The 25213-nt window shown below is 69.5% G+C and carries 30 protein-coding genes; 16 read left to right on the top strand and 14 right to left on the bottom strand.

Going from position 1 to position 25213, the window contains the following annotated elements:
• Window positions 1–51 precede the first annotated feature (51 nt).
• The 3 genes from AB0M47_RS12905 to AB0M47_RS12895 all read left to right on the top strand — a co-directional run bounded on the left by AB0M47_RS12905 (window position 52) and on the right by AB0M47_RS12895 (window position 1757).
• Window positions 52–648 (top strand): TetR/AcrR family transcriptional regulator, encoded by a 597-nt coding sequence (locus tag AB0M47_RS12905; protein WP_363412343.1) that lies wholly within the window; start codon window positions 52–54, stop codon window positions 646–648.
• A 23-nt stretch (window positions 649–671) separates the two neighbouring features.
• Window positions 672–1142: a hypothetical protein gene (locus tag AB0M47_RS12900; protein ID WP_363412341.1), complete on the top strand. Its 471-nt coding sequence runs from the start codon at window positions 672–674 to the stop codon at window positions 1140–1142.
• Window positions 1143–1301: 159 nt separating this feature from the next.
• Window positions 1302–1757 (top strand): ester cyclase, encoded by a 456-nt coding sequence (locus tag AB0M47_RS12895; protein WP_363412339.1) that lies wholly within the window; start codon window positions 1302–1304, stop codon window positions 1755–1757.
• A gap of 25 nt (window positions 1758–1782) precedes the next feature.
• Here the strand turns inward: AB0M47_RS12895 and AB0M47_RS12890 are convergent, their stop codons facing one another.
• On the bottom strand, window positions 1783–2685 hold the full coding sequence (locus tag AB0M47_RS12890) for an NAD(P)-binding domain-containing protein (protein ID WP_363412337.1): 903 nt from the start codon (window positions 2683–2685) through the stop codon (window positions 1783–1785).
• On the bottom strand, window positions 2682–3425 hold the full coding sequence (locus AB0M47_RS12885; protein ID WP_363412335.1) for an IclR family transcriptional regulator: 744 nt from the start codon (window positions 3423–3425) through the stop codon (window positions 2682–2684). Before AB0M47_RS12885 ends, AB0M47_RS12890 begins: the two co-directional genes overlap by 4 nt.
• A gap of 93 nt (window positions 3426–3518) precedes the next feature.
• Between AB0M47_RS12885 and AB0M47_RS12880 the strand changes: the two genes are divergently transcribed.
• From AB0M47_RS12880 to AB0M47_RS12870, 3 genes are all read left to right on the top strand, one after another.
• Entirely contained in the window at window positions 3519–4817 is a 1299-nt protein-coding gene (locus AB0M47_RS12880) for an amidohydrolase family protein (protein ID WP_363412333.1), read from the top strand.
• Complete coding sequence (locus tag AB0M47_RS12875; RefSeq protein WP_363412331.1) at window positions 4814–5878, top strand: membrane dipeptidase; 1065 nt, start codon at window positions 4814–4816, stop codon at window positions 5876–5878. Before AB0M47_RS12880 ends, AB0M47_RS12875 begins: the two co-directional genes overlap by 4 nt.
• Before the next feature lie 149 nt (window positions 5879–6027).
• Window positions 6028–6570 carry a hypothetical protein gene (locus AB0M47_RS12870; protein WP_363412329.1) on the top strand — a complete coding sequence of 181 codons (543 nt, stop codon included), beginning with the start codon at window positions 6028–6030 and terminating at the stop codon, window positions 6568–6570.
• A gap of 51 nt (window positions 6571–6621) precedes the next feature.
• On the opposite strand, the gene AB0M47_RS12865 is transcribed toward AB0M47_RS12870, so the two are convergent.
• Together AB0M47_RS12865 and AB0M47_RS12860 are read right to left on the bottom strand one after the other, a co-directional pair.
• Window positions 6622–7227: an ATP-dependent Clp protease proteolytic subunit gene (locus AB0M47_RS12865; RefSeq protein WP_363412327.1), complete on the bottom strand. Its 606-nt coding sequence runs from the start codon at window positions 7225–7227 to the stop codon at window positions 6622–6624.
• On the bottom strand, window positions 7224–7856 hold the full coding sequence (locus tag AB0M47_RS12860; RefSeq protein ID WP_363412325.1) for an ATP-dependent Clp protease proteolytic subunit: 633 nt from the start codon (window positions 7854–7856) through the stop codon (window positions 7224–7226). Before AB0M47_RS12860 ends, AB0M47_RS12865 begins: the two co-directional genes overlap by 4 nt.
• Window positions 7857–8009: 153 nt before the next feature.
• Between AB0M47_RS12860 and AB0M47_RS12855 the strand changes: the two genes are divergently transcribed.
• A complete protein-coding gene (locus AB0M47_RS12855) occupies window positions 8010–8378 on the top strand; it encodes a helix-turn-helix transcriptional regulator (RefSeq protein WP_363412323.1) in 369 nt (122 codons plus the stop codon).
• Between the two features lie 87 nt (window positions 8379–8465).
• Entirely contained in the window at window positions 8466–9263 is a 798-nt protein-coding gene (locus tag AB0M47_RS12850; RefSeq protein WP_363412321.1) for a hypothetical protein, read from the top strand.
• Here the strand turns inward: AB0M47_RS12850 and infA are convergent.
• From infA to AB0M47_RS12830, 4 genes are all read right to left on the bottom strand, one after another.
• Window positions 9260–9484 carry a translation initiation factor IF-1 gene (infA, locus tag AB0M47_RS12845; RefSeq protein ID WP_253763139.1) on the bottom strand — a complete coding sequence of 75 codons (225 nt, stop codon included), beginning with the start codon at window positions 9482–9484 and terminating at the stop codon, window positions 9260–9262. The two genes, AB0M47_RS12850 and infA, sit on opposite strands and share 4 nt — an antisense overlap.
• A gap of 60 nt (window positions 9485–9544) precedes the next feature.
• Entirely contained in the window at window positions 9545–10327 is a 783-nt protein-coding gene (locus tag AB0M47_RS12840) for a GNAT family N-acetyltransferase (protein WP_363412319.1), read from the bottom strand.
• A 201-nt stretch (window positions 10328–10528) separates the two neighbouring features.
• Window positions 10529–10867, bottom strand: coding sequence for a TfoX/Sxy family protein (locus AB0M47_RS12835; protein WP_363412317.1), 339 nt, complete (start codon window positions 10865–10867; stop codon window positions 10529–10531).
• A gap of 30 nt (window positions 10868–10897) precedes the next feature.
• Window positions 10898–11407 (bottom strand): DUF2231 domain-containing protein, encoded by a 510-nt coding sequence (locus AB0M47_RS12830; protein WP_253763136.1) that lies wholly within the window; start codon window positions 11405–11407, stop codon window positions 10898–10900.
• Window positions 11408–11629: 222 nt separating this feature from the next.
• Between AB0M47_RS12830 and AB0M47_RS12825 the strand changes: the two genes are divergently transcribed.
• On the top strand, window positions 11630–12622 hold the full coding sequence (locus AB0M47_RS12825; RefSeq protein WP_363412315.1) for a hypothetical protein: 993 nt from the start codon (window positions 11630–11632) through the stop codon (window positions 12620–12622).
• 57 nt (window positions 12623–12679) lie between these two features.
• Here AB0M47_RS12825 and AB0M47_RS12820 read toward each other — a convergent pair whose 3' ends face one another.
• Genes AB0M47_RS12820 through AB0M47_RS12810 form a run of 3 tightly spaced genes read right to left on the bottom strand, consistent with a single transcriptional unit; the run spans window position 12680 to window position 15093 of the window.
• A complete protein-coding gene (locus AB0M47_RS12820) occupies window positions 12680–13753 on the bottom strand; it encodes a LacI family DNA-binding transcriptional regulator (protein WP_363412314.1) in 1074 nt (357 codons plus the stop codon).
• Window positions 13754–13793: 40 nt separating this feature from the next.
• A complete protein-coding gene (locus tag AB0M47_RS12815) occupies window positions 13794–14126 on the bottom strand; it encodes a hypothetical protein (protein WP_363412312.1) in 333 nt (110 codons plus the stop codon).
• Between the two features lie 4 nt (window positions 14127–14130).
• On the bottom strand, window positions 14131–15093 hold the full coding sequence (locus tag AB0M47_RS12810) for a DUF6772 family protein (RefSeq protein ID WP_363412310.1): 963 nt from the start codon (window positions 15091–15093) through the stop codon (window positions 14131–14133).
• Window positions 15094–15425: 332 nt separating this feature from the next.
• On the opposite strand from AB0M47_RS12810, the gene nikB reads away from it, so the two are divergent.
• Genes nikB through AB0M47_RS12775 form a run of 7 tightly spaced genes read left to right on the top strand, consistent with a single transcriptional unit; the run spans window position 15426 to window position 22248 of the window.
• Window positions 15426–16349: a nickel ABC transporter permease gene (gene nikB / locus AB0M47_RS12805; protein ID WP_363412308.1), complete on the top strand. Its 924-nt coding sequence runs from the start codon at window positions 15426–15428 to the stop codon at window positions 16347–16349.
• Between the two features lie 2 nt (window positions 16350–16351).
• On the top strand, window positions 16352–17269 hold the full coding sequence (locus tag AB0M47_RS12800; protein WP_363412306.1) for an ABC transporter permease: 918 nt from the start codon (window positions 16352–16354) through the stop codon (window positions 17267–17269).
• Entirely contained in the window at window positions 17269–18282 is a 1014-nt protein-coding gene (locus tag AB0M47_RS12795; protein ID WP_363412304.1) for an ABC transporter ATP-binding protein, read from the top strand. The genes AB0M47_RS12800 and AB0M47_RS12795 overlap by 1 nt, the downstream gene beginning before the upstream one ends.
• A complete protein-coding gene (locus AB0M47_RS12790) occupies window positions 18254–19261 on the top strand; it encodes a dipeptide ABC transporter ATP-binding protein (protein ID WP_253763951.1) in 1008 nt (335 codons plus the stop codon). Before AB0M47_RS12795 ends, AB0M47_RS12790 begins: the two co-directional genes overlap by 29 nt.
• Complete coding sequence (locus AB0M47_RS12785) at window positions 19258–19887, top strand: histidine phosphatase family protein (protein WP_363412302.1); 630 nt, start codon at window positions 19258–19260, stop codon at window positions 19885–19887. The genes AB0M47_RS12790 and AB0M47_RS12785 overlap by 4 nt, the downstream gene beginning before the upstream one ends.
• Window positions 19888–19925: 38 nt before the next feature.
• Window positions 19926–20720, top strand: a complete 795-nt coding sequence (locus tag AB0M47_RS12780) for an endonuclease/exonuclease/phosphatase family protein (RefSeq protein ID WP_363412300.1) — start codon at window positions 19926–19928, stop codon at window positions 20718–20720.
• A 13-nt stretch (window positions 20721–20733) separates the two neighbouring features.
• Window positions 20734–22248 (top strand): ABC transporter substrate-binding protein, encoded by a 1515-nt coding sequence (locus AB0M47_RS12775; RefSeq protein ID WP_363412299.1) that lies wholly within the window; start codon window positions 20734–20736, stop codon window positions 22246–22248.
• A 64-nt stretch (window positions 22249–22312) separates the two neighbouring features.
• On the opposite strand, the gene AB0M47_RS12770 is transcribed toward AB0M47_RS12775, so the two are convergent.
• From AB0M47_RS12770 to AB0M47_RS12760, 3 genes are all read right to left on the bottom strand, one after another.
• Entirely contained in the window at window positions 22313–23134 is an 822-nt protein-coding gene (locus tag AB0M47_RS12770) for a hypothetical protein (protein ID WP_363412297.1), read from the bottom strand.
• Window positions 23135–23294: 160 nt separating this feature from the next.
• Window positions 23295–23978, bottom strand: coding sequence for an ABC transporter ATP-binding protein (locus AB0M47_RS12765; protein WP_363412295.1), 684 nt, complete (start codon window positions 23976–23978; stop codon window positions 23295–23297).
• Window positions 23975–25063, bottom strand: a complete 1089-nt coding sequence (locus tag AB0M47_RS12760) for an ABC transporter permease (protein ID WP_363412293.1) — start codon at window positions 25061–25063, stop codon at window positions 23975–23977. The genes AB0M47_RS12765 and AB0M47_RS12760 overlap by 4 nt, the downstream gene beginning before the upstream one ends.
• Window positions 25064–25213: the final 150 nt, after the last annotated feature.

Raw genomic sequence — 25213 nt, 5'->3', positions numbered from 1 at the left:
GACAGCGGGGCGGGCGGCCACGCGCCGCCGGAAGGACGAGGGACAACGGCAATGCCGAAGATCCAAGCCTCGACCGTCGCCGAACACCGGGCCGCACAACGTGCTTCGCTCCTGGAAGCCGCCCGTACCCTGCTGTCGCAAGACCCCGACCAGATCCCGAGCCTCGCCGATGTCGCTCAGCACGCCGGCCTCGCCCGCTCGAGCGCGTACTCCTATTTCAAGTCCCGCACGGACATGTTCGACGCGCTTGTGACCGACACCTTTCCCCGATGGGCGGCCTACGTCGGTAAGCACATGAACGCCGTCAGCGCACCGGGACCGAAGATCCTCGCCTACGTCGAGGCCAATCTCCAGTTGGTCGCCCGGGGAGACCACGCACTGGCCCGTGCGCTGGCGGCGATCGGCAGCAGCGAGACCCTCGCCGCCTCGAGCCGGCTCCTGCACGACAGCCTCGAAGCGCCGTTGCGTGTCGCGCTGGCCGACCACGGCGCGGCTGACCCGGACCACATGGCCGAAGTGATTCAGTCGATCGTTTACACCCTCAGCCGAATGATCGAGAACGGGACCTCCCTGCGATCCGCTACCGCCCTGGCCCGCGAATTGCTCGGCCCGTACACCCGGCAAGCGCCGGGCACGGATGAGGAGTAGATCGCGCCTCCTATGGTGTGATCATGACGATTCCGCAGGCGCCCTACACCCCTCAGCCTCCGGCCAAGAAGGGCTTCTTCACCCTGCCGCGCGTCTTGATCGGCGTCGGCCTGGTCCTGGTGCTCTGCTGCGGCGGTCTCGCCTTCGGCGGTTACAAGCTGTTCGACACGGTCAAGGACGCCCTCGCCCCCGCCCGGGACGCGGCCGTCGCGTTCCTCGACGAGGTGGAAGACGGCGACGACGCCGGGGCGTACGCCATGTTCTGCGAGGACATGAAGGCGACGGCCACACAGAGCCAGTTCACCGCGGGTGTGGAACAGCGTGGGCGGACCAGGGATCACAAGATCACCGGTGTTTCCGTGAGCACGGTCAACGGCGTGTCCACGGGGACCGTGACCGCGACCCTGACCGAGGCGGGCGGTGGCACTCGGCAGACCATGATCGTGATGGCCAAGGAAGCCGGCACCTGGAAGGTGTGCAGCAACCCGTTCTGATTTGCGCCCCGCAGCGCCGGTTATCCCGGTTGCCGGGGGCGCTGTCCGAGGCCGGCTCAAGGACCGGCCAAAGGTCCCTTGACGGGCCGCCGCAAGCGGGCTGAGCTGGAGGTATGGCGTCCTCTACGCGGACGCCGGCAGAGCGTGAGGGGGCACGCGATGGATCACAAGGACATCGTCCGGAAGCTGACCGACGAACTCTGGAACAAGGGCAACCTGGAGATCTGCGACGACGTGTACACGAGCAACTGTTCGTTCCACGACCCGAGCTTCCCGATCGACGGCATCGCCGGCATTAAGCAACAGGTCGCCGAGTTGCGCGCGGCACAGCCGGATCTCCACATGGACGTCCAGGAAGTGCTGATGGACGGCGATCTGACCTGCGCCCGCTGGACCTGCGGCGGCACCGCCCGCAACGAGTTCCGGGGCATCCCGCCGACCGGCAAGAGCTACGTGATGACCGGTCTGGTCATGGACAAGTGGGAAGGCGACCGGATCGTCGAGGAGTGGGTCAACTACGACCTGCTGGGCGCGCTGACGCAGCTCGGCGTGATCCCGTCGATGGAAGAGGCGGCGAAGTCCGGCAGCCGGCACGAGTCCGGCCTGGCGATGTGACCAGCCATCCGGGACGGTGAGGCCGTCAGCCGCGCGCGTACGCGACGACGGCGGCGGCCACGTCGAGCGCTCCGTGTCCGGTCGACTTGAACACCGTGAGTTCGTCGTCGACCGGCGGGTGATCACCGGCGAGCACGGAGCCGAGCAGGACCACCCGATCCGGGTCGACACCCTGCAACTCGTACGCGCCGGCGGGCGGGGCCGAGGTGGCGGCGCCCGCCCATTCGGCGTACAGCCGGCCGTCGCGGACGGTGTCGGCGTCCAGCTCGTGCCCGTGGGAGCCGCCCACGGAGCTGACATGGGCATTCGGCGCCAGCCACGACTGGCACAGCACGGGTTCCCGGGCGCCGGTGCAGCAGAAGACAGCGTCGGCGGCGCGTACGGCGTCCTTGATGGACGCTGCGCTGGCGTTGGGGTGCCGGTTGGCCAGTTCGCGGGCGCGAGCGGCGTCGCGTCCGGCCACGACGACCGGGATGTGCGGTTCGACGGCGGCCAGCATGGCCAGCTGCGCGCTCGCCTGTACGCCGGTGCCGACGATCGCGATGCGGTCCGGCGGGCGGGCGCGTACGCGCAGGCTGAGCGTGGCCGACGCGGCAGTGCGTACGGCGGTCAGGGGTTCGGCGTCGAGCACCGCCAGCGGCCGTCCGTCGTGCTCGTCGAACAGCGCCACGAGACCCAGATGCCGGCTGCGGCCGGGGTGCTCGGGGTCGCCGAAGACCGAGACGAGTTTGGCGGCGAGCCCGAGTCCGGGCACGTACGCGGGCATCGCGCCGAGCAGGCCGGCCGGGGCCAGGGCGGCGATCCGGGGCGGGGCGGACACGTCGCCGCGGCTGAGGGCGATCAGCGCGACGGCTACGGCGTCGAGCACCCGGGGCAGGTCGAGCGCGGCTCTGGTCTGGGCCTTGTCGAGGACCAACAGGTCACTCATCGGTCCGCCACCTCTCCGAGGACCTCGGAGACCCGGGCGGTCGCCGCGGTGAGATCCAGCCGCAGCTGCCGCAGCCGGGCCGGGGTGAATTCGGCGTCCGGGCCGACGACGGTCACCGCGCAGAGGGGCCGGCCGTTGGCGGCGACGACGGCTCGGCTGATCGACGCGATCAGCTTGTCGTTGCGCCCGCGTTCCACGGCGAACCCGTCGGCGCGTACGCGCTCCAGGTCGGCGATCAGGTCGGCCCGGTCGTGGCCTTGTTCCTGGGCGACGGCCAGGTAGGGATCGCGGGCCGGGCCGGCGAGCGCGGCGACGAGGGCGAGCGGGCCGGCGAACCGGTGCACCGGCAGGTGCTCGCCGAGCAGGTCGCTGATCATGTCGAGCCGGGTGGGCCGCACGACGTCGATCACCCGGGATCGGTCGGCCGCCAGGACTTGCAGGTTGACCATCAGCTCGGTACGCGCTGCGAGGTCGGCCAGGACGGGCCGGCACAGGGCGGTCAGCGAGTGATCGGCGGCGGCGGCCGACAGTCCGATCGCCGACGGGCCTGGCAGGTAATGCTCGCCGACGCGCATGACCCAGCCCCGCCGGATCAGGTCGAGCAGGACGCGATAGGCGGTCGCCCGATGCAGTCCCGCGGCCTGGGCCAGGTCGGCCAGCCGTTGCGGCCGGTCGGCGCGCGCGACCGCCTCGACGAGGTCCAGCGCCTTGTCGACCGCGGAGCTGGCGGATCTCGGCACGGCGGCCTCCTGCGGTACAGTGCACGATGTTGCGTTAAACGATACACATGTTACGTCTGTTGTAACATGACTGCCGCATCGAGGAGTCAGTCGATGGACGAGCCAGCGCCGACCCCGTACGCCCCACCGGCCACCGGTTCGGTGACCGTCTATCGCGGCGCCACGCTGATCGACGGCACCGAGAACGCCCCGCGCCCGCGTACCACCGTGGTCGTCGACGGCGAGACGATCACGCGGGTCGGCCTGGACGAGCAGGTCGAGACGCCGGAGGGCGCACAGGTCGTCGACCTGGCGGGCCGGTTCGTGGTGCCCGGTCTCATCGACTCGCATCAGCACATCGCGACCCCGCCCAACCGGCCGGTCGCCGAGGCGGCCCTGCGCCGCCAGCTCTACAGCGGCATCACCGCGATCCGGGACATGGCCGACGACCTGCGGCAGGTGGGCGACCTGGCCCGCGCGACCCGCGTCGGCGAGATCGCCGGGCCGGACATCCACTACGCGGCGCTCATGGCCGGTCCCGGCTTCTTCGACGACCCGCGGACCTGGCAGGTCTCCCAGGGCGAGACCCCCGGCCACGTCCCGTGGATGCAGGCGATCGACGACGGCACCGACCTCCCGCTCGCCGTCGCGATGGCGCGCGGCACGCACGCCACCGCCATCAAGGTGTACGCGGACCTGCCGGGTCACACCGTGGCGGCCATCGTCGCCGAGGCGCGCCGCCAAGGGATCATGGTGTGGGCGCACGCCGCCGTGTTCCCGGCGAGCCCGGCCGAGGTCGTGGCGGCCGGCGTCGACGCCGTCTCCCATGTGACGCTGCTGGCGCAGCAGACCGCCGACGAGCCGCTGTCGTCGTACAAGACCAAGCCGGTGCTCGACCTCGACCGGCTGGCCCGCGACGGCGACCCGCGCCTCGACGCCCTGTACGCGACGATGCGCGAACGCGGCACGATCCTCGACGCGACCGCCGGGATGTGGCTGTGGCTGGCCGATCAGGCCGAGGACACCGAGGGCAAGGAGCGGGCGCTGGCCAACGACCGGCTGTCCGCCAGGCTGACCGGCGACGCCTTCCGGGCCGGGGTGCCGATCAGCACCGGGACGGACTACGAGACCGAACCGTCGCAGCCCCTTCCGGCCCTGCACAGCGAATTGGCGTACCTGGTGAAGCGGTGCGGGATCCCGGCGGCCGACGTGATCCGCAGCGCCACCGCGATCGGCGCGGCGAGCCTCGGCGCGGCCGACGTCATGGGCACCGTCGAGGCGGGCAAGCTCGCCGACTTCGTCGTCCTCGCCGCCGACCCGATCGCCGACATCGACAACCTCGGTCGCGTCGTCTGCACGGTCAAGCGGGGCCGCCGGTTCGACCGCGCCGAGTACGAGGGGGTTTCCGCATGACCACGAGCATGATCATCAACGCGCTCGGCATCCTCGACAACCCGAACGCGCCGCATTCGCTGGCCGCCGCGCACAAGCTGGTGCAGGACAGCGAAGACCTGACGATCGACGAGCGGACGATCGCCGACGCGCACGACTCCGGCCTGACCGCCGTCACCATCACGCTCGGCTACACGATCGGCGACGCCGAGCCGTACGCGCACACGCTGCGCGAGATCGAGGTCTGGGACCGGATCATCGCCGAGCACCCGGACGACCTCGTCAAGGTGCTGACCCCGGACGACATCCGCGCCGCCCACCGAGACGGACGGATCGGCGTCGTCTACGGCTTCCAGAACGCCGTCGCCCTCGACTACGACCTCAGCCGCGTCCACCAGTTCCGCGATCTCGGCGTACGCGTCATCCAGCTGACCTACAACCAGGCCAACGAACTCGGCGACGGAGCGATGGCCCCGGAGAACCGCGGGCTCACCCCGTTCGGGCGGGAAGCCGTCGAAGCCCTGTGCGACAGCCGCATCATGGTCGACCTGTCGCACAGCGGCGAGAACACCTGCCTGGACGCGATCCGCCTCGCGAAACTGCCGGTGTCGATCAACCACACCGGCTGCCGGGCGCTGGTCGACCTGCCCCGCAACAAGACGGACGAGGAACTGCGTCTGGTCGCCGAGTCCGGCGGGTTCGTCGGGATCTACTTCATGCCGTTCGTCCACCCGACCGGCCATGCCCGCGCCGAGGACGTCGTCGAGCACATCGTGCACGCCGTGAACGTGTGCGGAGAGGACCACGTCGGCATCGGCACCGACGGCTCCGTCACGTCGATCGACGACCTCGACGCGTACCAGTCGCGGCTGGCCGAGCATGTCGCGCAACGGAAAGCGGCCGGGGTCGGCGCGGCCGGGGAACGGGCCGACACCTACCCGTTCGTCGTCGACCTGCGCGGCGTCGAGCAGTTCCGCCGGCTCATCGAGCTGCTGGCCCAGCGCGGCTTCTCCGACGAACGGATCGACAAGGTCATGGGCCGCAACTTCCTCGCGTACGCCGACCGCGTCTGGACCGCCTAGCCGCGGTAACGTCACGCGACCGACGTCCGCGGACGGCCACCTGTCACGGGCGTGACACGTAAACGTCGGCAATTGTCGTGTTGACGCGAATTGCGGCCTCCGGCAGGATGACGCCGGAAGATCACACGGCTGCGTTGGAGGTATCTCGCATGCGCCATCTGTGGAGTCTGCTCGCCGGGGTGGTGATCGCCCCGCTCGGCTGGGCGGCCGTGGCGTACGGCCAGGCAGTCATGAAGGACCTAGCCGCTGGCGGCTCGCTGGCGGGTCACACGAGCACGCTGGCGCTCGCCGGCGCCGCGTTCGTGGGCGTCGGTGTCGTCGTCGGCCTGATCGCCTGCCTGCGTGTCTCGCCGGTGGGGCCGCTCGTCGTCTCGCTGTTCTACCTGGGCAGCACCGCGTTGCTGGTGTTCGCCCCGAAGACCGGCCTCGACGCGTTCGACCGCGTCCGTAACGGCTTGTTCGGCTACGACGTGTCGCTGCTGGGCCCGTTGACCTCGGGCGTCATCGCGGTGCTCGGCGGTGTCCTGTTGATGGCCGTGTTCAGCGGTTCGCGCTGGCGGGGCAAGCAGGACCCGGACGAGACGGCGTCGTCGTCCAGCGACTGGACGTCGAGCACCAGCAGCACCGGCACGTTCGCCGACCTCGTGTCCTCCGGCGCGGGTAACACCCCCACCTGGGGCGGTACGCGCTGAACCCACGTGGTTGGGGCGGCCGGGAGGATCGCATCTCCCGGCCGCCCCGCCTCAGGCGGCGGCGGCCAGTTGCCGTTCCTCGATCACCACGTCGATGAGACCGTACTGCTGTGCACCGGCGGCCGTGAACACGCGGTCGTGATCGGTGTCGGCGCGCAGCGTCGCGGGGCTCTGCCCGGTGTGCCGGGAGAGGATGTCCTCGATGTCGGCCCGGACGCGAACCACCTCGTCCGCCTGCAGGATCAGATCCGGGATCGCGCCACGCCCCTGCGCCGCGGGTTGGTGAAGCACGATGCGAGCATGCGGCAGCGCGGCGCGTTTGCCAGGCGCGCCGGCTGCGAGCAGCACGGCACCGACGGCGATCGCCTGCCCGATGCAGATCGTCGCTACCCGTGGGCGGATGTAGCGGATCGTGTCGTACACGGCGAGCATCGCGCTGGGGTCGCCGCCCTCGCAGTTGATGTAGAGCTGGATCTCGCGCTCAGGATTGTCCGCCTCCAGGTGCAGCAGTTGTGCCACCAGGGCGTTCGCGACGCCCGCGTCGATCGCCGTGCCGAGATAGACGATTCGCTCGGTCAGCAGATGCGAGTAGACGTCCATGATGCGTTCGCCTCGCGGGTGCTGGGCGATGACGTTGGGGATCATGTAGCTGCTCATCGGGAGGCACCTTCCTCGAACGCGCCCAGGCCGACGTAGCGGCGGCGCCCCTGCGGTGCGACCTGGTCGAACGTCTCCACGATCGCGTCGATGAAGCCGTACTCCAACGCCTCCTGGGCGGTGTACCAGCGGTCGTGCAGCGAGTCTTCGAACACCCGCTCGACGGGCTGGCCGGTGTCTTCGGAGATCAGCCCGAGCACGGTGTCGCGCGTATGCCGGAGATCGTTGGCCTGCAACTCGACGTCGACCGCCGACCCCGCGATGCCGGCCGAGCCCTGATGCATGAGCACCCGGGCATGCGGCATCGCCCGCCGCTTGCCGCGCGTCCCGGCCGAAAGAAGGAACTGGCCGGCGCTGTAGGCGATGCCCAGCGCCAGCGTCGACACGTCGCACGGAACGAGCCGCATGACGTCCCGGATCGCGAGCATCGACGGCACCGATCCGCCGGGCGAGTGGATCCACAGCGCGATGTCGGTGGCCGGATCCGCCATCGCCAAGGTGATCAACTGCGTCGTCAGCAACGTGCCGTTGTCGTCGTCCAGTGATCCGTCGAGCACGAGGACGCGCTGTTCGTAGAGTTCGCGCCGCACGCGTTCGGTCATCTGCGGAGGCTTCTGGTCATCGCTCATGCACCCAGCCTGCCTGCGGGCGGCGGCCGCGTACCGCACTATCTGCCGTCGGCGGATCCACTCACAGCAGCGAAAACGGCGACCCCGCACGGCGGCTGTCTGCTGTGAGCGGAGAAGCGCATTGTCGGTGGCCCGGTCGCCTTACCATGAGACGTGGCTCAGACATCCCTGACGTACGACCCCTCCCCCGACGGTGCGCGGGAGCCGTCTACTCGACCGCGCCAGGCCGGACGGCGTGACCGCGAGCCCTTGTGGCGCCACGTACTCGGCGACCATCTCCGTTCTCTTCGGCAAGAACGTGGGGAGACGCTGGCCGAGACCGCCGGACGGGCGGGGGTGTCGCCCCAGTACCTCTCCGAGATGGAGCGTGGCATCAAAGAACCGTCCAGCGAGATGATCGCCGCCGTCGCCGGAGCACTGGACTCGACCCTCGTGGACGTGGCGTCAGCCATCGCGGAGAACCTGCGGAGCAGCCTTCCCGCCGGACCCACCTGCCGGGCGGCGTACGCGCTCGCCGCCTGATCTGCGCAAACGTTCCGCCCCCACCGAACCCCCCGGCCGAGTCGCGAACGTGCTAGCCTCCGTCGTCGCTGGAGCGGAGAGGCGCAGATGAATGTTCGCCAGGCCATCACGGTGGTGGCAGCGGGTGCCCTGCTCAGTGTCGGAATCGGTGCCACGCCGGCGTACGCCGAGGTCGTCGACCTGAAGGCGATCCCGGCGACCGCTTCCGGACAGTCCGGTGGGGATGTCGCGGTGACCATCGCCTTCGAGGCGTCGGCGCCGATATCGGGACCGCCGCCGGTGGTGCAACTGGATGTCGCGTTCCCGGCGGGCGCACCGATCAAGGTCTACCCATCTCCGTGCAAGTACTGGGGTACCTTCAAAGCGCGCTGCCTACTGGACTCCGTGACGCAGGGCCGTCACGAGCTGACGTTCCAGGTCGTCATGCCGACCACCCCCTCTTCCACCTCGACCGTCGGCAGCACGCTGACGATCAAGGCGCCCGGCTACACGGAGCCGACTTACAAGAACAACACCGCCTCCATAACGCTGAAACTGACGGCGTCCGGATCCAGCTCGCCGTCAGCGGCACGATCGGCGACGGCTTCGGCGAAGGCCACGCCGAAGTCCTCGAAGCGCAGCAGTACGCCCAGCGCGGCACCCACGGAAGGCGGCGCGCTGCCGACGGAGGCGGTCGCGGCTGTGGCCGACGGCCAGACCACGACCACCGTCGACGCGGCGGCGGTCGCCGAAAACGAGGACTCGGACTCGCTGCCCGTCCTCATCTTCGGCGGCGCCGGGGCGTTGGTCGTCGTCGGTGGTCTGCTCCTCTGGTTGGTTCTCCGCCGTCGCAACGACGACGAAGACGAGGAGGACGAGTACGACCGTTATCAGGCCCGCTACTAGTTGCGGTAGCGGAACAGGATCCGGCCTCGGCTGAGGTCATACGGGCTCAGCTCGACGAGCACCCGGTCGAACGGCAGGATCTTGATGTAGTTCTTGCGGATCTTCCCGCTGATGTGCGCCAGGACCTTGTGCCCGTTGCTCAGTTCCACGGTGAAGTTCGCGTTGCGCAGACACTCGAGGACTACGCCTTCCATTTCGATGCCTTTGGCGACTCTAGGCATGATCGACTCTCCTGTCGGTAGTGGTGCAGGGGCATGTACAGGGCGGTGGAGCTGTCGTCGTCAGCGGCACACCAGCTCGAGGTTGCGGCCGACCCGAGTGGCCCCGAGGCTCTCGAACAACTCCATCGCCGCGAGATTGCGGTCATCCACCTCGGCACTCGCGGAGTGGATGCCGACCCGGTGCAGCGAATCCAGCACGTGGGCCAGCAGCGCCCGGGCGATGCCCCGCCGTTGCTGGTCGGCACGTACGGCGATCAGGCCGATCCGCGGCTGCCGGGGAATCTGCGCCAGCCGGATCAGTCCGACGTAGCGATCGGCCTGCGCGGCCACCGCGTACTTCGCCGGGTCCACGACGGTCGCATCGTCCAGCCGGACCAGGACCTCGGCCGGCATCGTGTGCCAGCCGGCGCTCGCCTCCACCTCGGCTCGGATCGCCCGGTCCAGCTCGCGCAGCGGGTCCCGCTCCGCACGCCCGACGCCGACGATCTTCACATCCGGCGGCGGCGTGGCGAGATGCGGCCCGCTGGGCAGCAGAAGTTCCCATTCGCGACGGCCGGTCGAAAAGCCGGCCCGGTCCCACTGGGCTCTCAGGTCGTGGTCGGTCTCGTCGACGATCGTGAAGAGCGGCTTCGGCAGCCCGGCGAGCATCGCCTGGGCGAGTTGATCGAAGACGGCGTCGTGCCACGCGTCGATGCTGAGGAAGAGCCGCCCGTCGGGTCTCGGCGACGCTTCGCCCCGGCCCACGACCTCGTCGTCGGCCAAGGCATGCCAGTGTCGGTCGGAGATCCGCATGATCTGCGCTGTGGGTTCGCCGGCATTGCGGGCGAAGTGTGTTGGGTACATAGGTTCGTCCTTTCGGAGACGCCTGATCGCAAGCGCTCCCGGCGACACCTATGTCAGTCGCCCGACCGTGACGGTTGGGGGAGCACCCGCATGGATGCAGTGTTCATGGGGGCTCACCTCCTTAGTTGACTCACGGCCTGGTGCACGCTACCAGATCCGATCGTCCTCCCGCCAAGCGGTTGTGTCCTGCGCCCTATCGCCCTATCGCCGCGACGCCTTCCGGGCGCGCGCGGCGGTGAGTCCGCGGCGAATCCATCGTTCGAGGGCGGCGTCGTCCGCGCAGACTGAGGAGTCCACCCGGACCCAGCCGCGCATCTCGCGCCCGCCCATCACGGCGACCTCCGTCCTGGGCTCTTCGAGCGCCGCCTCGGCCTGGTCACCGGCCACGTTGACGAGCAGGCCGCCGTGCGTACTCACGGCCAGCGCCAGCTTGCCGTCCACGAGTGTGGCCAGGCCGCCGAACATCCGCTTCTCCGACCAGCCCGGCTCACTCTGCGCGAATTCGCGGACGCGTTCAGCCAGATCTTTGTCGTACGCCATGAGCCCATCATCGCAGCGGGCACCGACAGATCAGTGGCGTACGTGGGCGGGCGTGTGCCCGGCCGGCATGTGTGAGAGGGAACTCGGCGAGTCGGCGTTCGCGCCCTCGTCGACCCCGACGCCGAGCCGCTCGACCAGTTCCCCGCCGAGCCAGCCGGTGAATCCGGCCAAGGCGAGTCCGGCGAAGCTGAACACCATTGCCAATACACCCGGCTGCCACTGGTCACCGCCGGTACGCAGGAGCCAGCTCACCGCGAACAAGGCGACCACCAGGACGTTGCCGAGCCCGTGGACCGCCCCGATCCGCTTCGCCCGGGTGCCGGACTCGATGCCGGTCCAGTCGATCAGCCCGAACACCGCCGCGATCAGTCCGCCGACGATGCCCCCGGCCATCGCGTACGCCGCGGCGAGCGCGAAGCTGGGCCGATCACTGAACAGATAGATGATGTCGAAAATGACAGCCGTGCTCAGCAGTCCGAGCGGGAACACGATGAGAAGCGGATGAACCGCGTGTCCCATGATCTTGGCGCGGCTTTGCATCGAACCCACCTCCGAACCGGTGTGACGTGTCCGACGAGCCAAAACTACCCGCGTCCGGCCCCCTCTACACCCCGCCGAGCCCCCGTTCCGTCGCAGCCCCGGCGGGGACGTCCGAGCCTTCGAGGTCGCCCGGCGCCTGCGAACCATCCGGCCCGAGATCGCGCCCGGCATAGTGTGGCCGGACTGTAGCTCCGTTGTAGACACCGAGAGCACGATGGCCGCATGTCCGCTTCTGCTCCGGTCCGACTCGCGGTCGCAGCCGCCGCGCTGGCCGTCACGTTCGCCTACCCGGTCCCGGCGCACGCGGCCGACCGCGTACTGCGGGTCTACAACAACAACATCGAGAACCTGGTGGTCAACAACGCGGACGGGTCGTGCACCCGGGTCTCCGGGCCCGACCAGCTCACCTCGATGCTCGTCGACGACGCCGGGCAGACCGGCACCAGCGGGGTGAAGGCACCCGACGTCCTGATCGTGCAGCAGGTCCGTGGCACCGGGCAGGCCAGCGCGTACGCCGATCAGCTGTCGGCCAAGTTCGGGCTCGCGGCGGGCACCTTCAAGGCGATCGTGGTCTGGGACGACCCGGAGCCGTGGGGTTCCACGCACAACTGCAGCGACCAGTCGCTGGGCGATCTGAAGAAGAAGCAGACCAACGCCATCGTCTACAACTCGGCGCGGCTCACTCTGACGGACGTGTCGAAGTACTGGAGCGCCGGCTGGCTGAAGCCCGGCACGGCGTACGCCGGTGGGGCCGGGTGCACGCTCTACAAGCCGCCGAACGCCGACGACGGCAGCACGTACGCGTACAAGTGGAAGCGCACGAGTGCGATCGCCGCGCGATTCACCTTGAAGGACACGGGAACCAGCGTTTTCGTGGCCACGATGCACCTGCCGCAGGAGAACCGGCAGAACGCCTGCGCGGGCGACGGCGACACGGGCCTCGGCGGTACGGGCATTCACCTCGGGGCGGACGCGACCACGCTGCTGAACGCCTCGACAATCCGGATCGTCGGCATCGACGCGAACCGCACCGGGATTCCGGCGAGCACCTTGAGCGGCTACGGGATGACCGGCTACGGCACGGGCGCGACCAACGGATCGAGCAAGATCGACTACTTGTTCGTCCGGGGGACGGTGCAGTCGTCGCCGATCGGGCACACCGTGGCCTCGACCAAGTCCAATCACAAGGCGCTCTACGGCTTCATCACCTACTGAGCGCAGTCACCTACTGAGCGCCTTCACCTACTGAGCGCCTTCACCTACTGAGCGCCTTCAGCTGCTGAGGGCCGCGAGGCCGCGGACCGCACGGGCGGTGGACGCCCGCTCGACCAGCTCCGGCGCGATGAGCTGCTTGAGCGGGCGTCCGCTGTGCGCGCCGGTGATCTCCTCGACCAGCAGGTCGACCGCGATGGTGCCGACCTGCTCGGCGGGCAGCCGGACGGTGGTCAGCGCGGGTGACAGGAACCCGGCGAACGGATAGTCGCCGAAGCCGATCACCATCATGTCGTCCGGGACGGTGAGCCCGTGCTCCTCGAGCGCGCGGTAAAGGCCGAGCGCGAAGTAGTCGTTGCCGACGATGACGGCGTCCGGCAGTTTGGCACGCCGCAGCAGCTTGCGGGCCACCTGGTACGCCTGTTCCGCCTGCCACGGCAGGGCCGCCTGGTCGTAGCGGGGGGTGGGGACGGAGATGACACTGCCGCGCGGCATCGGCAGTCCGGCTTCGGTCATCGCCCGGCGGAACCCGGCGATGCGGTGCGCGATCGTCGTGATCGGCAGGTCTTCCTCGAGCACGACGATCGACCGCGCACCACGCAGGACCGCGTGCGCGGTGGCCCGATAGCCGCCCAGCTCGTTGTCGGTCCCGACGAAGCGGAAGCCGAGTTCGGGCAGATCTCGGTTGAGCAGGACGGTGGGTACGCCCGCCGCGCCGAGCCGTCGCCAGGGATCGGCGCTGACCTGGACCGGGACGACGATCGCGCCGCTGACCGAGGACCGCAGCAGCGACTCGGCGGCCCGCATCTCGTTGTCGGCCGACTCGTCGGTCACCACGAGCAGCAGCGAGTAGTCGTGCCGGCGGGCGCGTACCTCGACAGTGGAGATCAGCTGGGCGTAGAACGGGTTGGACGGGTTGGTGATGACCAGCCCGATGGTGGTGGCCGAGCCCAGGACGAGGGACCGCGCCAGGGCGTTGGGGACGTAGCCGACCCGTTCGGCCTCCGCCTGGACCAACGCCCTGGTGCTGTCGCTGATGCCGTCCTTGCCGGAAAGGGCGCGCGAGACGGTGTTGACCGAGAGGTTCAACGTCGCGGCGATGTCCCGCAGCGTGTGCCGGCGGGGCTCTGCCATCCGCGTGCCTTTCTCTTGCTCGTACGCCGGTGCCGGTCGCTCAGCTCTTCGCCGTGAGATAGATGCGCAAGGTCGCGGACGGATCGTCGCCCGTCACTGTCCCCCGCATCCGCAGCCATTGACCGAAATGGCTGACCGGCCAGGTTACCAGACCGGGACCGGCGATCTCGTGCTCCGCTCCGTCCAGGTCACACCAGGTCAGACCGTCGGGTGAGATCTGGGTGACCATCCGGACGACGGCGCCCGACGACACGCCGAGCGCGTTGACGAACCAGCGCGCCTCACCCGCCCAGGCGGCCTCGTAGGGCTCGGTGGCGAAGTCGCCGGTGAACGTGGTGTCCCGTTCCAGGACCGCTGTCAATGCCTGCCGCATGGCGTCACCACTCCGTGGAGATGAGTACGGAATCCAGGAAGAGGAAGTTGCGGACGCCGGAGTGGGTCCGCACCGAGAAGTAGAAGTTCAGCAGGTTCTCCAAGGAGTCGTAGCGCTCCTCGTAGGGCGGAACCGGCAGCGCGGACATGTCGTAGGTCCGGTCGTTGAACTGCAGTTCGACGTTGCGCCGCGCGGAGGTGTCGACCACCCAGCGCAGGTAGTGCCAGTTGACCTTGGTCGGCACCTCGTTGTAGCAGAGCTCCTGCGGCTCGCCGAACGGCTTCCAGTCCTCCGGGTTCGGCGCGGTGAAGTCCGCGGCGTACGCGAGTTTGATCTTGCCTTCGAGGTGTTCGCGCGGGGTGGGCTCGGGGACGATCGGGTACACCCACTGCCGGGCGAGGTTGTTGTCCAATGTGGTGTTCAGGTAGCGGGCCACGGTGTGGTAACGCAGGCCGCCGTCGCCGCACAGGTCGGTCGCCACGGTGAAGCAGCCGAACTGCGCCTCCGACGGATGCAGGTTGCCGTCCCAGGTCACGTCGCCGAACTGGTCCTGGCCCTCGCCGCCGAGCGTCGCCTCCGACTTGAAGGTCAGGTACGCCTCGATCTGCAGCAGGCCACGGCCGCTCATGGTCAGCCGCCGGATGGCGGTCGCGGTGTGCCCGGTGTACGGGCGGGTCGCCAGCTTGAGCGCGTACGAGCCGCTCATGGCGCCGTGCGTGCCGGTGTCGAAGAACGTGCAGTTCGACAGCTGCGGCGGGCGGAAGTCGCGCATGTGGTCGTCGACTGTGGACAAGTCGCCGACTCCGTTGTAGTTGCCCAGCAGCTCGGTCCAGCCGTGCGTACCGGTGTTGAAGTCGTCGTGGACGAGGATCCGGCGAAGCGGGTTGAACTTCGACAGCCGGGGGTCGGCCGAGACGATCGCGTCGCGAAGTGCGGCGGCCGTGTCCGGCCGCTCCGATGTGGTCATGCCACGCTCCTGAAAAGGGGTTGGGCGGCGTCGTGGCCGGAACGTTAACGTTAATGTTCGCCGAGTGTCAAGGCACCGAAACATGCTCTTGACGAGTGATGTTGCGCCGCCTAGCATCGGGCGGCAGTCACATTAACGTTAATGTAACGCCGCCGAGCCGCCGTACGCGCGCCGCGGATCCGGTCGGCCCGACGGCCGGCGTACCACTGCCTGGAGCCCGCCCGCTCCCCTCCCGACTCCCGGAATCCCTCGATGCCACGCACCCCCGGCGTGGCCCCAGCTGGAGTGCCTGCGATGTCGACACCCCCCGGCCGATCCCGATCGGTCCCCTCATGACGGCGTACCTGGTGCGCCGCCTGCTGTTCGCCGTCTTCGTCCTCTGGGGCGCGGTCACCGTCGTCTTCCTGGTGCTGCGCCTGGTCCCCGGCGATCCGGCCCAGCTGATCCTGGGCTCCGACGCCACCCAGGACGAACTGGCGCAGCTCCGCGAGCAGATGGGCCTCGACCGCCCGCTCGTCGTGCAGTACGGCAAATACCTCGCCGACGTGGCCACCTTGGACTTCGGCGACTCCTATCGCTATCACCGCGACGCGATGGGCCTGGTGGTGGACCGGTTCCCGGCCACCCTGCAGCTGGCCGCCGTCGCGATGGTCATCGGGCTGGTGCTCGGCATCTCGCTCGGCGTGGTGGCGGCGCTGCGGGTCAACCGGTTCGCCGACCGGGTGGTATCGGTGTTCGCGCTGCTGTCGCAGTCGATGCCGTCGTTCTGGATCGGCATCGTGTTCATCCTCGTCTTCGCCCGGCAGCTGCACTGGCTGGCCAGCGGCGGTCAGGGCGGGCTCGACCGGATGATCCTGCCCGGCATCACGCTCGCGCTGCCGTTCGTGGCGATCCTCATCCGCTTGACCCGCAGCGGCCTGCTCGACGTGGTCCACGAGAACTACATCCAGACCGCCCGGGCCAAGGGCCTGTCCGAACGGGTCGTCATCTTCCCGCACGCCATCCGCAACGCGCTGATCCCCATCGTGACCGTCGCCGGTCTGGAGTTCGGCAAGCTGCTGGGCGGCGCGGTGATCGTCGAGACCGTGTTCGCCTGGCCCGGCGTGGGGCGGCTGCTGATCGACTCGATCTCCGCCCGTGACTACAACGTCGTGCAGGCCGCGATCCTGCTGATCGCCGGCGGCTTCGTCCTCATCAACCTGATCGTCGACGTGCTGTACGGCTACCTCGACCCGCGCATCCGACTGGGACGGTGACCATGGAAACCACCACGGACCGCGCCTCGCTGCCGCGGCAGCCGGGATCCAAGCCCCCGGAGCCGGCCGCAGCGCCCAAGGCCCGGACCAAACTCGGCCGGCCCCGCATCATCGGCGCCCTGACCGTCATCGCCCTGTACGTGATCGCCGCCGTCGTCGGCCCGATCCTGCTGCACTACGATCCGGTCGCCACCGACCTCGGCGTACGCCTGAAGCCGCCCGGCACCCGGTTGCCCGACGGCAGCGTGGCGATCTTCGGCACCGATCAGGTCGGCCAGGACATCTTCGCCCAGATGCTCCAGGGCGCCCGCGTGTCCATCACGGTCGGCTTGGCGACGCTGGTGCTGGCCGGACTCACCGGCATCGCCGCCGGGGTCGTGGCCGGGTACTTCGGCGGCTGGCTCGACGCCGTCCTGATGCGACTCGCCGACGTGCAGCTGACCTTCCCGTCCCTACTGCTCGCGGTGTTCATCGCGGCGATCCTCGGCCCGAGCGTGGTCAACGTCGTCATCGTGCTGGCCATCTCCAACTGGGTCACCTTCGCCCGGGTCACCCGGAGCCAGGTGCTGGCCATCCAGCGTCGCGACTTCGTCGACGCGACCCGGACGCTGGGCGCGCGTACCTGGCATCTGATCACTCGCAGCATCCTGCCGTCGGCGGCGGCGCCCATCCTCGTCGTCGCCACCGTCGAACTGGGACACGTCATCCTCGCCGAGGCGTCGCTGTCATTCCTCGGGCTCGGCAGCCCGGCCAGCACCCCGAGCTGGGGCGTGACCATCGCGCACGGCCGCGACTACCTGTCCAACGCCTGGTGGATCTCCACCATCCCGGGCATCGGCCTGGCCTTGCTCGTCATCAGCTTCGGCGTGCTCGGCGACGCGTTGCGCGACCGCTTCGACCCCCGCCTGAGGAGCCTGTGATGGAGTCGCTGCTACAGGTGCGGGACCTGACCGTCCAATTCCGTACGCGCGCCGGTGTCATCACCGCCGTGGACCGCGTCGGCTTCGACCTCGCCGAGGGCGAGACGCTGGCCGTGCTCGGCGAGACCGGCAGCGGCAAGAGCGTCACCGCGCAGGCGCTGATGGGGCTCGTGCCCCGCCCCGCCGGCCGGATCACCGGCGGCAGCATCCGCTACGACGGCACCGATCTGCTGACGCGTACGCCGTCGGAGAATCGCCGGCTCAACGGGACCGAGCTGGCGATGGTCTTCCAGGACCCGCTCAGTTCGCTCAACCCGGTGTTCCGGGTCGGCGCCCAGATCGGCGAGCTGTTCCGCCGCCGCGAGGGCGCGTCGCGGGCCGACGCCCGACGCAAGGCCATCGAGCTGATGGACCGTGTCGGCATCCCGGGCGCGGCCGGGCGGGTCGACGACTACCCGCATCAGTTCTCCGGCGGCATGCGCCAACGCGTGATGATCGCCATGGCGCTGGCGTTGCGGCCCCGCGTCCTCATCGCCGACGAGCCCACCACCGCCTTGGACGTCACCGTGCAGGCGCAGATCATGGCGTTGCTGGCCGAACTGAAGGCCGAGCAGCGCATGGCGATGATCCTCATCAGCCACGATCTCGGCGTCGTCGCCGGGGTCGCGGACCGGGTCATGCTGATGTACGCCGGCCGGGTCGTGGAGACCGGGAAGCTGCGCGAGGTCTACGAAACCGTGGCGCACCCCTACACCCGGGGCCTGATGGCGTCGATCCCGGAACTCGACGGCCCCCGGCAACGGCTGGTGCCCATCCCCGGCGCTCCGCCGGATCTGACCCGGCTACCCAGCGGCTGCGCCTTCCACCCCCGGTGTGCGTACGCGACCGACGTCTGCCGCACCGACCGGCCCGAACTGGCCACCGCCACCGCACCCGAAGACACCCATCTGTCCGCCTGCCACCACGCGAAGGAGGTGATCGGTGATGGCGTCCCCGCTGCTGGCGGTGCATGACCTGCACACGAGTTTCCCGATCCGCTCGGCCCTGTTGCGCCGTCGCGTCGGCAGCGTCCAAGCCGTCTCCGGGGTCTCGTTCGAGCTGCCCGCCGGGCAGACCCTCGGCCTGGTCGGCGAGTCCGGCTCCGGCAAGACCACGCTCGCCCGCACCGTCATCGGGCTCGAACGACCGGCCTCCGGCGAAGTCCGTTTCGACGGGCGCGACCTGGTGACCTTGCCTGCCGGCGAACTGCGCGAGATCCGCCGCCAGATCCAGATGATCTTCCAGGACCCGTACGCGTCGCTGAACCCGCGCCTGACGGTCGAGGAGATCATCAGCGAGGCGTGGCGCATCAACCCCGGCGTCGTCCCCCGCGACCGCTGGCGCACCGAGGTGCGCGATCTGCTGGAACGAGTCGGGTTGAACCCCGATCACGCCGATCGGTATCCGCACCAGTTCTCCGGCGGCCAGCGCCAGCGCGTCGGCATCGCCCGCGCATTGGCGTTGCGGCCGCGCCTGGTGGTCTGCGACGAAGCAGTGTCCGCATTGGACGTGTCGGTGCAGGCGCAGGTGCTGAACCTGCTCGTCGACCTGCAGACCGACCTCGGCCTGAGCTACCTGTTCATCGCGCACGACCTGTCGGTGGTACGCCACATCAGCGACCAGGTGGCGGTGATGTACCTGGGCAAAGTCGTCGAGATCGGGGCGGCCGACCAGATCTTCGCCGCCCCGGTGCACCCGTACACGCAGGCGTTGCTGTCGGCCGTCCCGGTCGCCCGGCCCTGGGCGGCGACCCGGCCGGAGCAGATCCTGCTCACCGGCGACATCCCGTCCCCGGTCGACCCGCCGTCCGGCTGCCGGTTCCGCACCCGCTGCTGGAAGGCACAGGAACTCTGCGCCACCGAGGAACCGGCGCTGATCGAACGCATCGGCGAACACCCGGCCGCCTGTCATTTCCCCGAACCGGCCCCGGCTACCCAGGAGGTGATCGCATGAGCGGCGTACGCCTCGTCCTCGTCCGGCACGGCGAGTCGCATTGGAACGTCGAGGAGCGTTATCAGGGCCAGGCCGACTCCGGCCTCACCCCGGCCGGGATCGAGCAGGCCGCGGTCGCGGCGATCGAGCTGCGCCGCCGGTTCGGCGAGGCCGACCTGGTGGTCACCAGCGACCTGCCCCGAGCCCGGGACACCGCGTACGCGTACACGCGGAATGTGCTCGTGGACCCCCGGCTGCGCGAGGTGGACGTGGGCAGCTGGACCGGCCGGACCTTCACCGACGTCGCAGCCGACCAGCCGGCGGATGTCGCGGCGGCGGCGGAAGGCGTCGACGTACGCCGCGGTGGCGGCGAGACCTTCGCCGAGGTACGCGAGCGAGTGTGGACGGCGCTGACCGAGGCCGCGGACCGCGCGGGCGACGGCGCGACCGTCGTCCTGTTCACCCACGGCGGTGCGATCCGGGTCGCCGCCGCGGCCGCCCTGAGTCTGCCCGTTCCCGGCCACCACGACCTGGCGCCGCCGGTGAACACCTCGCTGACGGTGATCGCGTACGCCGCCGGGCGGAGCCGGTTGGCCGAGTACAACTCGCCGACCGCCCGCGAGGCCCGCAGCACCCGGGCCGACTGAAGCAGCACCGCACCAGACCCAACGCAGAGAGGACGAGCATGCTCACCGGGTCCTTCACCTTCGTGACCATGACCTACAACCTGTGGGGCGCCCATCACCTCACCGAACGGGAACCGGCCCTGACCGACCTGTTCGCCACCCGCCCACCGGATCTGCTCGCCACCCAGGAGTTGCAGCCCCGGTCGCGGGACCTGCTCGACGCGGCGATGCCCGGCCACGACCGAGTGCACGACGACTTCCCCGGCTGGGGCACGCAGAGCAATCTCTGGTGGCGCCGCGACCTGTTCAGCCTGATCGATCACGGCACCCAGGACGTGGGCATCCTCTCCCCGGACGCCCGCCTGTTCTGGGTACGCCTCCAGCCCGCGGCCGACGGCGTGCCGCCGCTCGTCTTCGCCACGGCCCACCTGACCTGGCCGGGCCACGCCGACGAACGCGCCGACGGCGTCAACCGCCGCGCCCCGCAGGCCGAACGGGTCGCCGACGCCCTCGGCGAACTGGCCGGTGACGGTCCCTGCCTGTTCACCGTCGACATCAACGACATCGGCGCACCGCTGTGGGCGCTGGGCAACGCGGGTTTCCTCGACTCGTTCACCGCCCTCGGCCGCACCTCCCCCGTCACCCATCCCGTCGAGCCCATGCCTTTCACCACGACCAGGGGCACCCGGCTGTCGCCGCTCGGGTCGCCGGCCAAGGCGATCGACTGGATCTTCGCGCGGGGACCGCTCGCCACGCGTACGAGCGAGGTCGTCGAGTTCTTCTCCGGCGGCAGCGCCCCGTCGGACCACAAGCCCGTCGTCGCGACCTTCACCCTCCCCGCGACCCACCCCTAGAGAGGACACGCCCATGCTCGCCAGAGCCAAAGCCCGGGCCAGAGCCGTCAGCTGCCTCGCCGCCGCCGCGCTCGTGGTAGCCCTCGCGGCCTGCAGCTCCGCCGACGACGCCGGCGGCGACAGCCAGGTGCTGCGATTCGCCCCGCAGCTGTTCCCGGTGTCGCTGGACGTCCAGCAGTACCCGGCCGAGGAGGCCGTGCAGACCACCGTCCAGCAGGCGCTGGAGACCCTCACCGTGATGAAGGACGGCCAGCCCGCGCCCAAGCTGGCCACCAAGTGGGAGACGCCGGACGCCGGCACGTGGGTCTTCCACCTGCGCGAAGGGGTCACGTTCAGCGACGGCACGCCGTTCACCGCCAAGGACGTCAAGCTGTCCGTCGAACGCCTCATCGGGCTCAAGGGCTCGCTCAACCCGCTGCTCGCGTCCATCACCGCCGTCGACGCGACGGACGACCACACCGTCACCTTCCACACCTCGGCCCCGCTCGGCACCCTGCCCAGCACCCTGTCACTGGTCTTCATCGGCCAGGGGGACAAGGTCGGCACGGACGCGTACTGGCAGAAGCCGGTCGGCACCGGGCCGTTCAAGATCGACTCGTTCAACCCCGACGAGAAGGTGGCCCTGTCGCGCAACGACGGCTACTGGGGCGACAAGGCCAAGGTCGCCCGGCTGGAGATCTTGGACATGCCCGAGATCGCCGCGCGCATCACCGCGCTCGACAACAACGAGGTCGACGTTCTCACGGCCATCCCGCCGGACCAGGTCTCGGAGGTCCAGGGCACGGACGGCGCCAGCTACGGCACCGGTCCCAGCTTCAACTACTACTTCATCTGGTTCAACCAGAACAACAAGCCCTTCGACAACCTGAAGGTACGCCAGGCGCTGCTCTACTCTCTCGACATCAAGAGCGTCGTCGCGGGCCTGTTCGGCGATCTCGGCACGGTGGCGCAGTCGCCGGTCACCCAATCCGTGTTCGGCTCGACCCAGCTCACCCCGTACGCGTACGACCCGGACAAGGCCAAGCAACTGCTCACTGAGGCCGGGTATCCGGGCGGCATCAGCGTGTCGATGCAGTGGCCGCTGGAAGGTGGGCCCAACATCCGGGCGATGGCCCAGGCGTTCATCTCGCAGTGGGCCAAGGCCGGGATCAAGGTGGAGCCGCTGGAGAAGGAGCGCGCCACCTGGCTCAAGGACTTCGGCGCGCTGAAGTGGGACCTGAACCTGCAGACCAACACGACAGGCACGGGTGACGCCGACTTCACTCTCAACCGGTTGTACACCTGCACCGCCAAGCGGATGGGCTACTGCAACAAGGATCTGGACGCGATCCTGGCCCAGGCGCGGGCGTCGCTGGACCAGAACGAACGCAAGACCCTGTACGCCCAGGCCGACAAGATCCTGTGGGACGACGCGGTCGGGATCTTCCCAGTCGATCTGAAGAACAACTACGCGGTCCGCTCGGCTGTGAAGGGCTTCGAGATGCCCGTCAATGGCCGGCCGGACTTCTCGAAGGTCTCGCTCGGCTGATCCGCCGGCGATCGGTCCGCGGTGTCCCCGACGTCGAGACACCGCGGGCCGGCGTCCGGCCTCATCAGCTCCTGAGCAGGTCCTCGAGCCGGTCGTAGAGCGCGTCCGCGGTCTCGCTCATCCACCGCCACGTCTCCGGATCGCAGCCGGACAGCGGCCGAAGGCGCGAGTAGACGAAGACGCGATCCGCCACGACCTCCACGTCGACTGCCGTCTTCTTACCGGGACGGGTGAATCGGGCGACGATCTCCGGGGTGAACAGCGAATGCGCCCAGTCCGCCGCCTCAGGTGCGCAGATGAGCCGGTAGCCGTCGCCCAACGAGGTTTCTCTCGCCCCCGGCAGGCTGCTCGTCCCGGGCAGTCTGCCGTTGGCTCGGGCGTCGAGAACCACGTGCGGCATCCGCCGATCGAGGGTGAGCGCGAAGTAGGACCAGATCAGGGGCTCGCCCGCCCGCCCCTTCGCGATCCAGGCCGAGTAGTTCGCCACCTCCAGCGGACGAGGACCGAAGCGGCGCAGCCGCGCGGAGGAGCGACGCAGCGTGCCGCGCTGAAAGATCAGTCCCGGTAGGTCGGGTTCCTTCACCTCGGGCGCGAAGTCGAACCCGTTCGCGGCGGCGAACCGCTGCAGCCGGAACAGCTCCTTCCGCTCGCCCTTCTTCGCGTTGGCGACCCAGCCGACTACCGCGGCGACAAGGCAGGCCGCCGCGGTGACGGAGAGGAGCACGCCGTGGTCGCGGATCCGCTGGGCCCACATTTCCACCGCCAACGCGACTACTACGAGGACGACGAAGACGAGGATCGCGACAAGGGCTGTCGTGACCGCGTACAGCACGATCAGGCCCGCCCAGAAGTTCCACCGACGGTGGCCCCCCAGGAACCCCTGCATCTCAGAGCGGGTGGCGGCGACGGTAAGCGGAGTCGTGTCGAGTTCACTCGTCAACGGGTCACGCGGCCAGATCGAGGGCAAGGTCCAGGTCGCCGCCGTGGCTGATGCCGCCCAGCCGGGACACCTCGATGATCATGCGCAGCACCCTAACCGAGCCGTGCTACGTCGTGGCGGCGGGGACGTGCAGCCGCCCGTCGCGTACCTCGGCGACCTGATCGGCGGCGGCCCGATGCACGTCGTCGTGCGTGACAAGGACGGTCGCGGTCGCCCGGTGCCGGGTGAGCCGGGCGATCAGGTCGATCACCGCGGCGCCCCGCTCATGGTCCAGCGCGCTGGTGGGCTCGTCGACCAGCAGCACCGTCGGGTCGTTCATCAGCGCCCGGGCGATGTTGACCCGCTGCCGTTGGCCGCCGGACAGCTGATGCGGACGACGGCCAGCCTCGGCGGTCAGGCCCACCGCGTCGAGCAGCTCGGCGGCCCGCGCCCGGGTCGCCGACGGCGAGCGCCCGTCGATGTACGCCATGACCTGCAGTTGTTCCAGCGCGGTGAGTGATGGCAGCAGGTTCGGCTGCTGAAACACGATGCCGATCTTGTGGCGGCGCAGCTCGGTCAGCTCGACCCGGGTCAGCCCGGTCGTCGGAGTGCCGTCCACGACGACCGTGCCCGCGTCCGGTGTGATCAACGTGGCGGCCACCGCCAGCAGGCTGGACTTGCCGGAGCCCGAAGGTCCGACGACGGCGGTGAGGCTGCCCTGGGGCACGTGGAGGCTGACCCGGTCGAGGGCGGTCAACCGCCCGTCGCCGTCGGGATAGGTCAGGGTGACGTCGGTCAGTCGCAGGCTCATCGGGCACTCCCCAGGGCGATCAGCGGGTCGACGGAAGCGATGCGGCGCAGCGGCAGCGCCGCCCCGACCGCGCCGAGCGCGATCATGACGGCGGCCGGGAACAGGACTGTTCCGACGCTGAGCTGGAAGGGAATCGCCGTCCCGGCGATCAGCGCGCCGAACCCCGTCGCGAGGCCGGTGCCGAGCGATGTCCCGAGACCGAGCAGCACGACGGCCTGACCGAGCGCGTCGCCCAGCAGTCGTCTCGTCGGTGCGCCCAACGCCTTGAGGATCGCGACGTCGCCGCTGCGCTGCATGGTCCACACGGTGAAGAACGCGCCGATGACCAGGGCCGAGATGACGAACAGGAAGCCACGCATCAATTGCAGCGATCCGTTCTCGGAGGTGTAGGACCCGATCGCCGACAACGAGCCGTCCTTCGTGACGGTCTTGGTGCCGGCCGCCTCGTCGATCGCCGGGAGATCGGCGTCGCCGTCGGCGGTCACCGCGATGACGGTCGCGGTCGGCGTACCTGGCGACCCGCCCGGCGGTGCGGTCAGCTGCCATCGGGCGAGGCTGGTCCAGATCACGGGGGTGTGGCTGAAGGAGGCGTCCCCACTGATGGCCGCGACCGTGACGGTCTGCCCGGCGAGGGTGAACGTGTCACCGGTCGCGACGCCGAGATCGTCGGCGGCCGAGACGGACAGCACCGCCGTGCGGTCGCTGATCTTGTCGCCGTCCGGCGCGAGCGAGGAGCCGGGTGCGACACCGAACACCGACACTCCCGCGCTGTGGTCACCCGCCTCCGCCTTCGTGGTCGTGATGCCCAGCGGCTGCGCACTGCGTACGCCGGGCGCGGTGGCCCACCTCTGCCACTGGGACTCGGTGACGGTGGAGTCGGAGTAAGACACGCTCTGGCCGGCTGCCGGAGCATTGAAGACGATCTTGTCGGCAGGCAGCCCGGTGATCGCGGAGACGTTCTGCCGGCCGAGTCCGGCGGTCAGCCCGGACAGCAGCTCCACCAACAGAGTGATCAACACGATGACCAGGCCGATCAGGACGAAACGCCCCTTGGCGAACCTCAGGTCTCTCCAGGCCACAAACACGCGGAAACCCGCCCTCTCGATTCAGTCGATGCGGTCGATCTCCACGGTGCGCTTCGGGCGTACGCCCCGGCGTCTGGCGCAGGACTGTAATCGGCGGGCCGAAAGACGGCAGGACGGTTCTTACTTTCGATACAGCCGTCCGGCCGCTGC

It is taken from the genome of Hamadaea sp. NPDC051192 (genome assembly GCF_040682475.1).
GTDB lineage: Bacteria > Actinomycetota > Actinomycetes > Mycobacteriales > Micromonosporaceae > Hamadaea > Hamadaea flava.
Note: the sequence above shows the minus strand (reverse complement) of the source record. Positions and strands in the feature narration are given on the sequence as shown.

Coding starts and splice junctions, on each gene's coding strand:
- AB0M47_RS12905 (WP_363412343.1), top strand. CDS start 52: ATGCCGAAGATCCAAGCCTCGACCGTCGCCGAACACCGGGCCGCACAA.
- AB0M47_RS12900 (WP_363412341.1), top strand. CDS start 672: ATGACGATTCCGCAGGCGCCCTACACCCCTCAGCCTCCGGCCAAGAAG.
- AB0M47_RS12895 (WP_363412339.1), top strand. CDS start 1,302: ATGGATCACAAGGACATCGTCCGGAAGCTGACCGACGAACTCTGGAAC.
- AB0M47_RS12890 (WP_363412337.1), bottom strand. CDS start 2,685: ATGAGTGACCTGTTGGTCCTCGACAAGGCCCAGACCAGAGCCGCGCTC.
- AB0M47_RS12880 (WP_363412333.1), top strand. CDS start 3,519: ATGGACGAGCCAGCGCCGACCCCGTACGCCCCACCGGCCACCGGTTCG.
- AB0M47_RS12875 (WP_363412331.1), top strand. CDS start 4,814: ATGACCACGAGCATGATCATCAACGCGCTCGGCATCCTCGACAACCCG.
- AB0M47_RS12870 (WP_363412329.1), top strand. CDS start 6,028: ATGCGCCATCTGTGGAGTCTGCTCGCCGGGGTGGTGATCGCCCCGCTC.
- AB0M47_RS12865 (WP_363412327.1), bottom strand. CDS start 7,227: ATGAGCAGCTACATGATCCCCAACGTCATCGCCCAGCACCCGCGAGGC.
- AB0M47_RS12860 (WP_363412325.1), bottom strand. CDS start 7,856: ATGAGCGATGACCAGAAGCCTCCGCAGATGACCGAACGCGTGCGGCGC.
- AB0M47_RS12850 (WP_363412321.1), top strand. CDS start 8,466: ATGAATGTTCGCCAGGCCATCACGGTGGTGGCAGCGGGTGCCCTGCTC.
- infA (WP_253763139.1), bottom strand. CDS start 9,484: ATGCCTAGAGTCGCCAAAGGCATCGAAATGGAAGGCGTAGTCCTCGAG.
- AB0M47_RS12840 (WP_363412319.1), bottom strand. CDS start 10,327: ATGTACCCAACACACTTCGCCCGCAATGCCGGCGAACCCACAGCGCAG.
- AB0M47_RS12835 (WP_363412317.1), bottom strand. CDS start 10,867: ATGGCGTACGACAAAGATCTGGCTGAACGCGTCCGCGAATTCGCGCAG.
- AB0M47_RS12830 (WP_253763136.1), bottom strand. CDS start 11,407: ATGCAAAGCCGCGCCAAGATCATGGGACACGCGGTTCATCCGCTTCTC.
- AB0M47_RS12825 (WP_363412315.1), top strand. CDS start 11,630: ATGTCCGCTTCTGCTCCGGTCCGACTCGCGGTCGCAGCCGCCGCGCTG.
- AB0M47_RS12820 (WP_363412314.1), bottom strand. CDS start 13,753: ATGGCAGAGCCCCGCCGGCACACGCTGCGGGACATCGCCGCGACGTTG.
- AB0M47_RS12815 (WP_363412312.1), bottom strand. CDS start 14,126: ATGCGGCAGGCATTGACAGCGGTCCTGGAACGGGACACCACGTTCACC.
- AB0M47_RS12810 (WP_363412310.1), bottom strand. CDS start 15,093: ATGACCACATCGGAGCGGCCGGACACGGCCGCCGCACTTCGCGACGCG.
- nikB (WP_363412308.1), top strand. CDS start 15,426: ATGACGGCGTACCTGGTGCGCCGCCTGCTGTTCGCCGTCTTCGTCCTC.
- AB0M47_RS12800 (WP_363412306.1), top strand. CDS start 16,352: ATGGAAACCACCACGGACCGCGCCTCGCTGCCGCGGCAGCCGGGATCC.
- AB0M47_RS12795 (WP_363412304.1), top strand. CDS start 17,269: ATGGAGTCGCTGCTACAGGTGCGGGACCTGACCGTCCAATTCCGTACG.
- AB0M47_RS12790 (WP_253763951.1), top strand. CDS start 18,254: ATGGCGTCCCCGCTGCTGGCGGTGCATGACCTGCACACGAGTTTCCCG.
- AB0M47_RS12785 (WP_363412302.1), top strand. CDS start 19,258: ATGAGCGGCGTACGCCTCGTCCTCGTCCGGCACGGCGAGTCGCATTGG.
- AB0M47_RS12780 (WP_363412300.1), top strand. CDS start 19,926: ATGCTCACCGGGTCCTTCACCTTCGTGACCATGACCTACAACCTGTGG.
- AB0M47_RS12775 (WP_363412299.1), top strand. CDS start 20,734: ATGCTCGCCAGAGCCAAAGCCCGGGCCAGAGCCGTCAGCTGCCTCGCC.
- AB0M47_RS12770 (WP_363412297.1), bottom strand. CDS start 23,134: ATGCAGGGGTTCCTGGGGGGCCACCGTCGGTGGAACTTCTGGGCGGGC.
- AB0M47_RS12765 (WP_363412295.1), bottom strand. CDS start 23,978: ATGAGCCTGCGACTGACCGACGTCACCCTGACCTATCCCGACGGCGAC.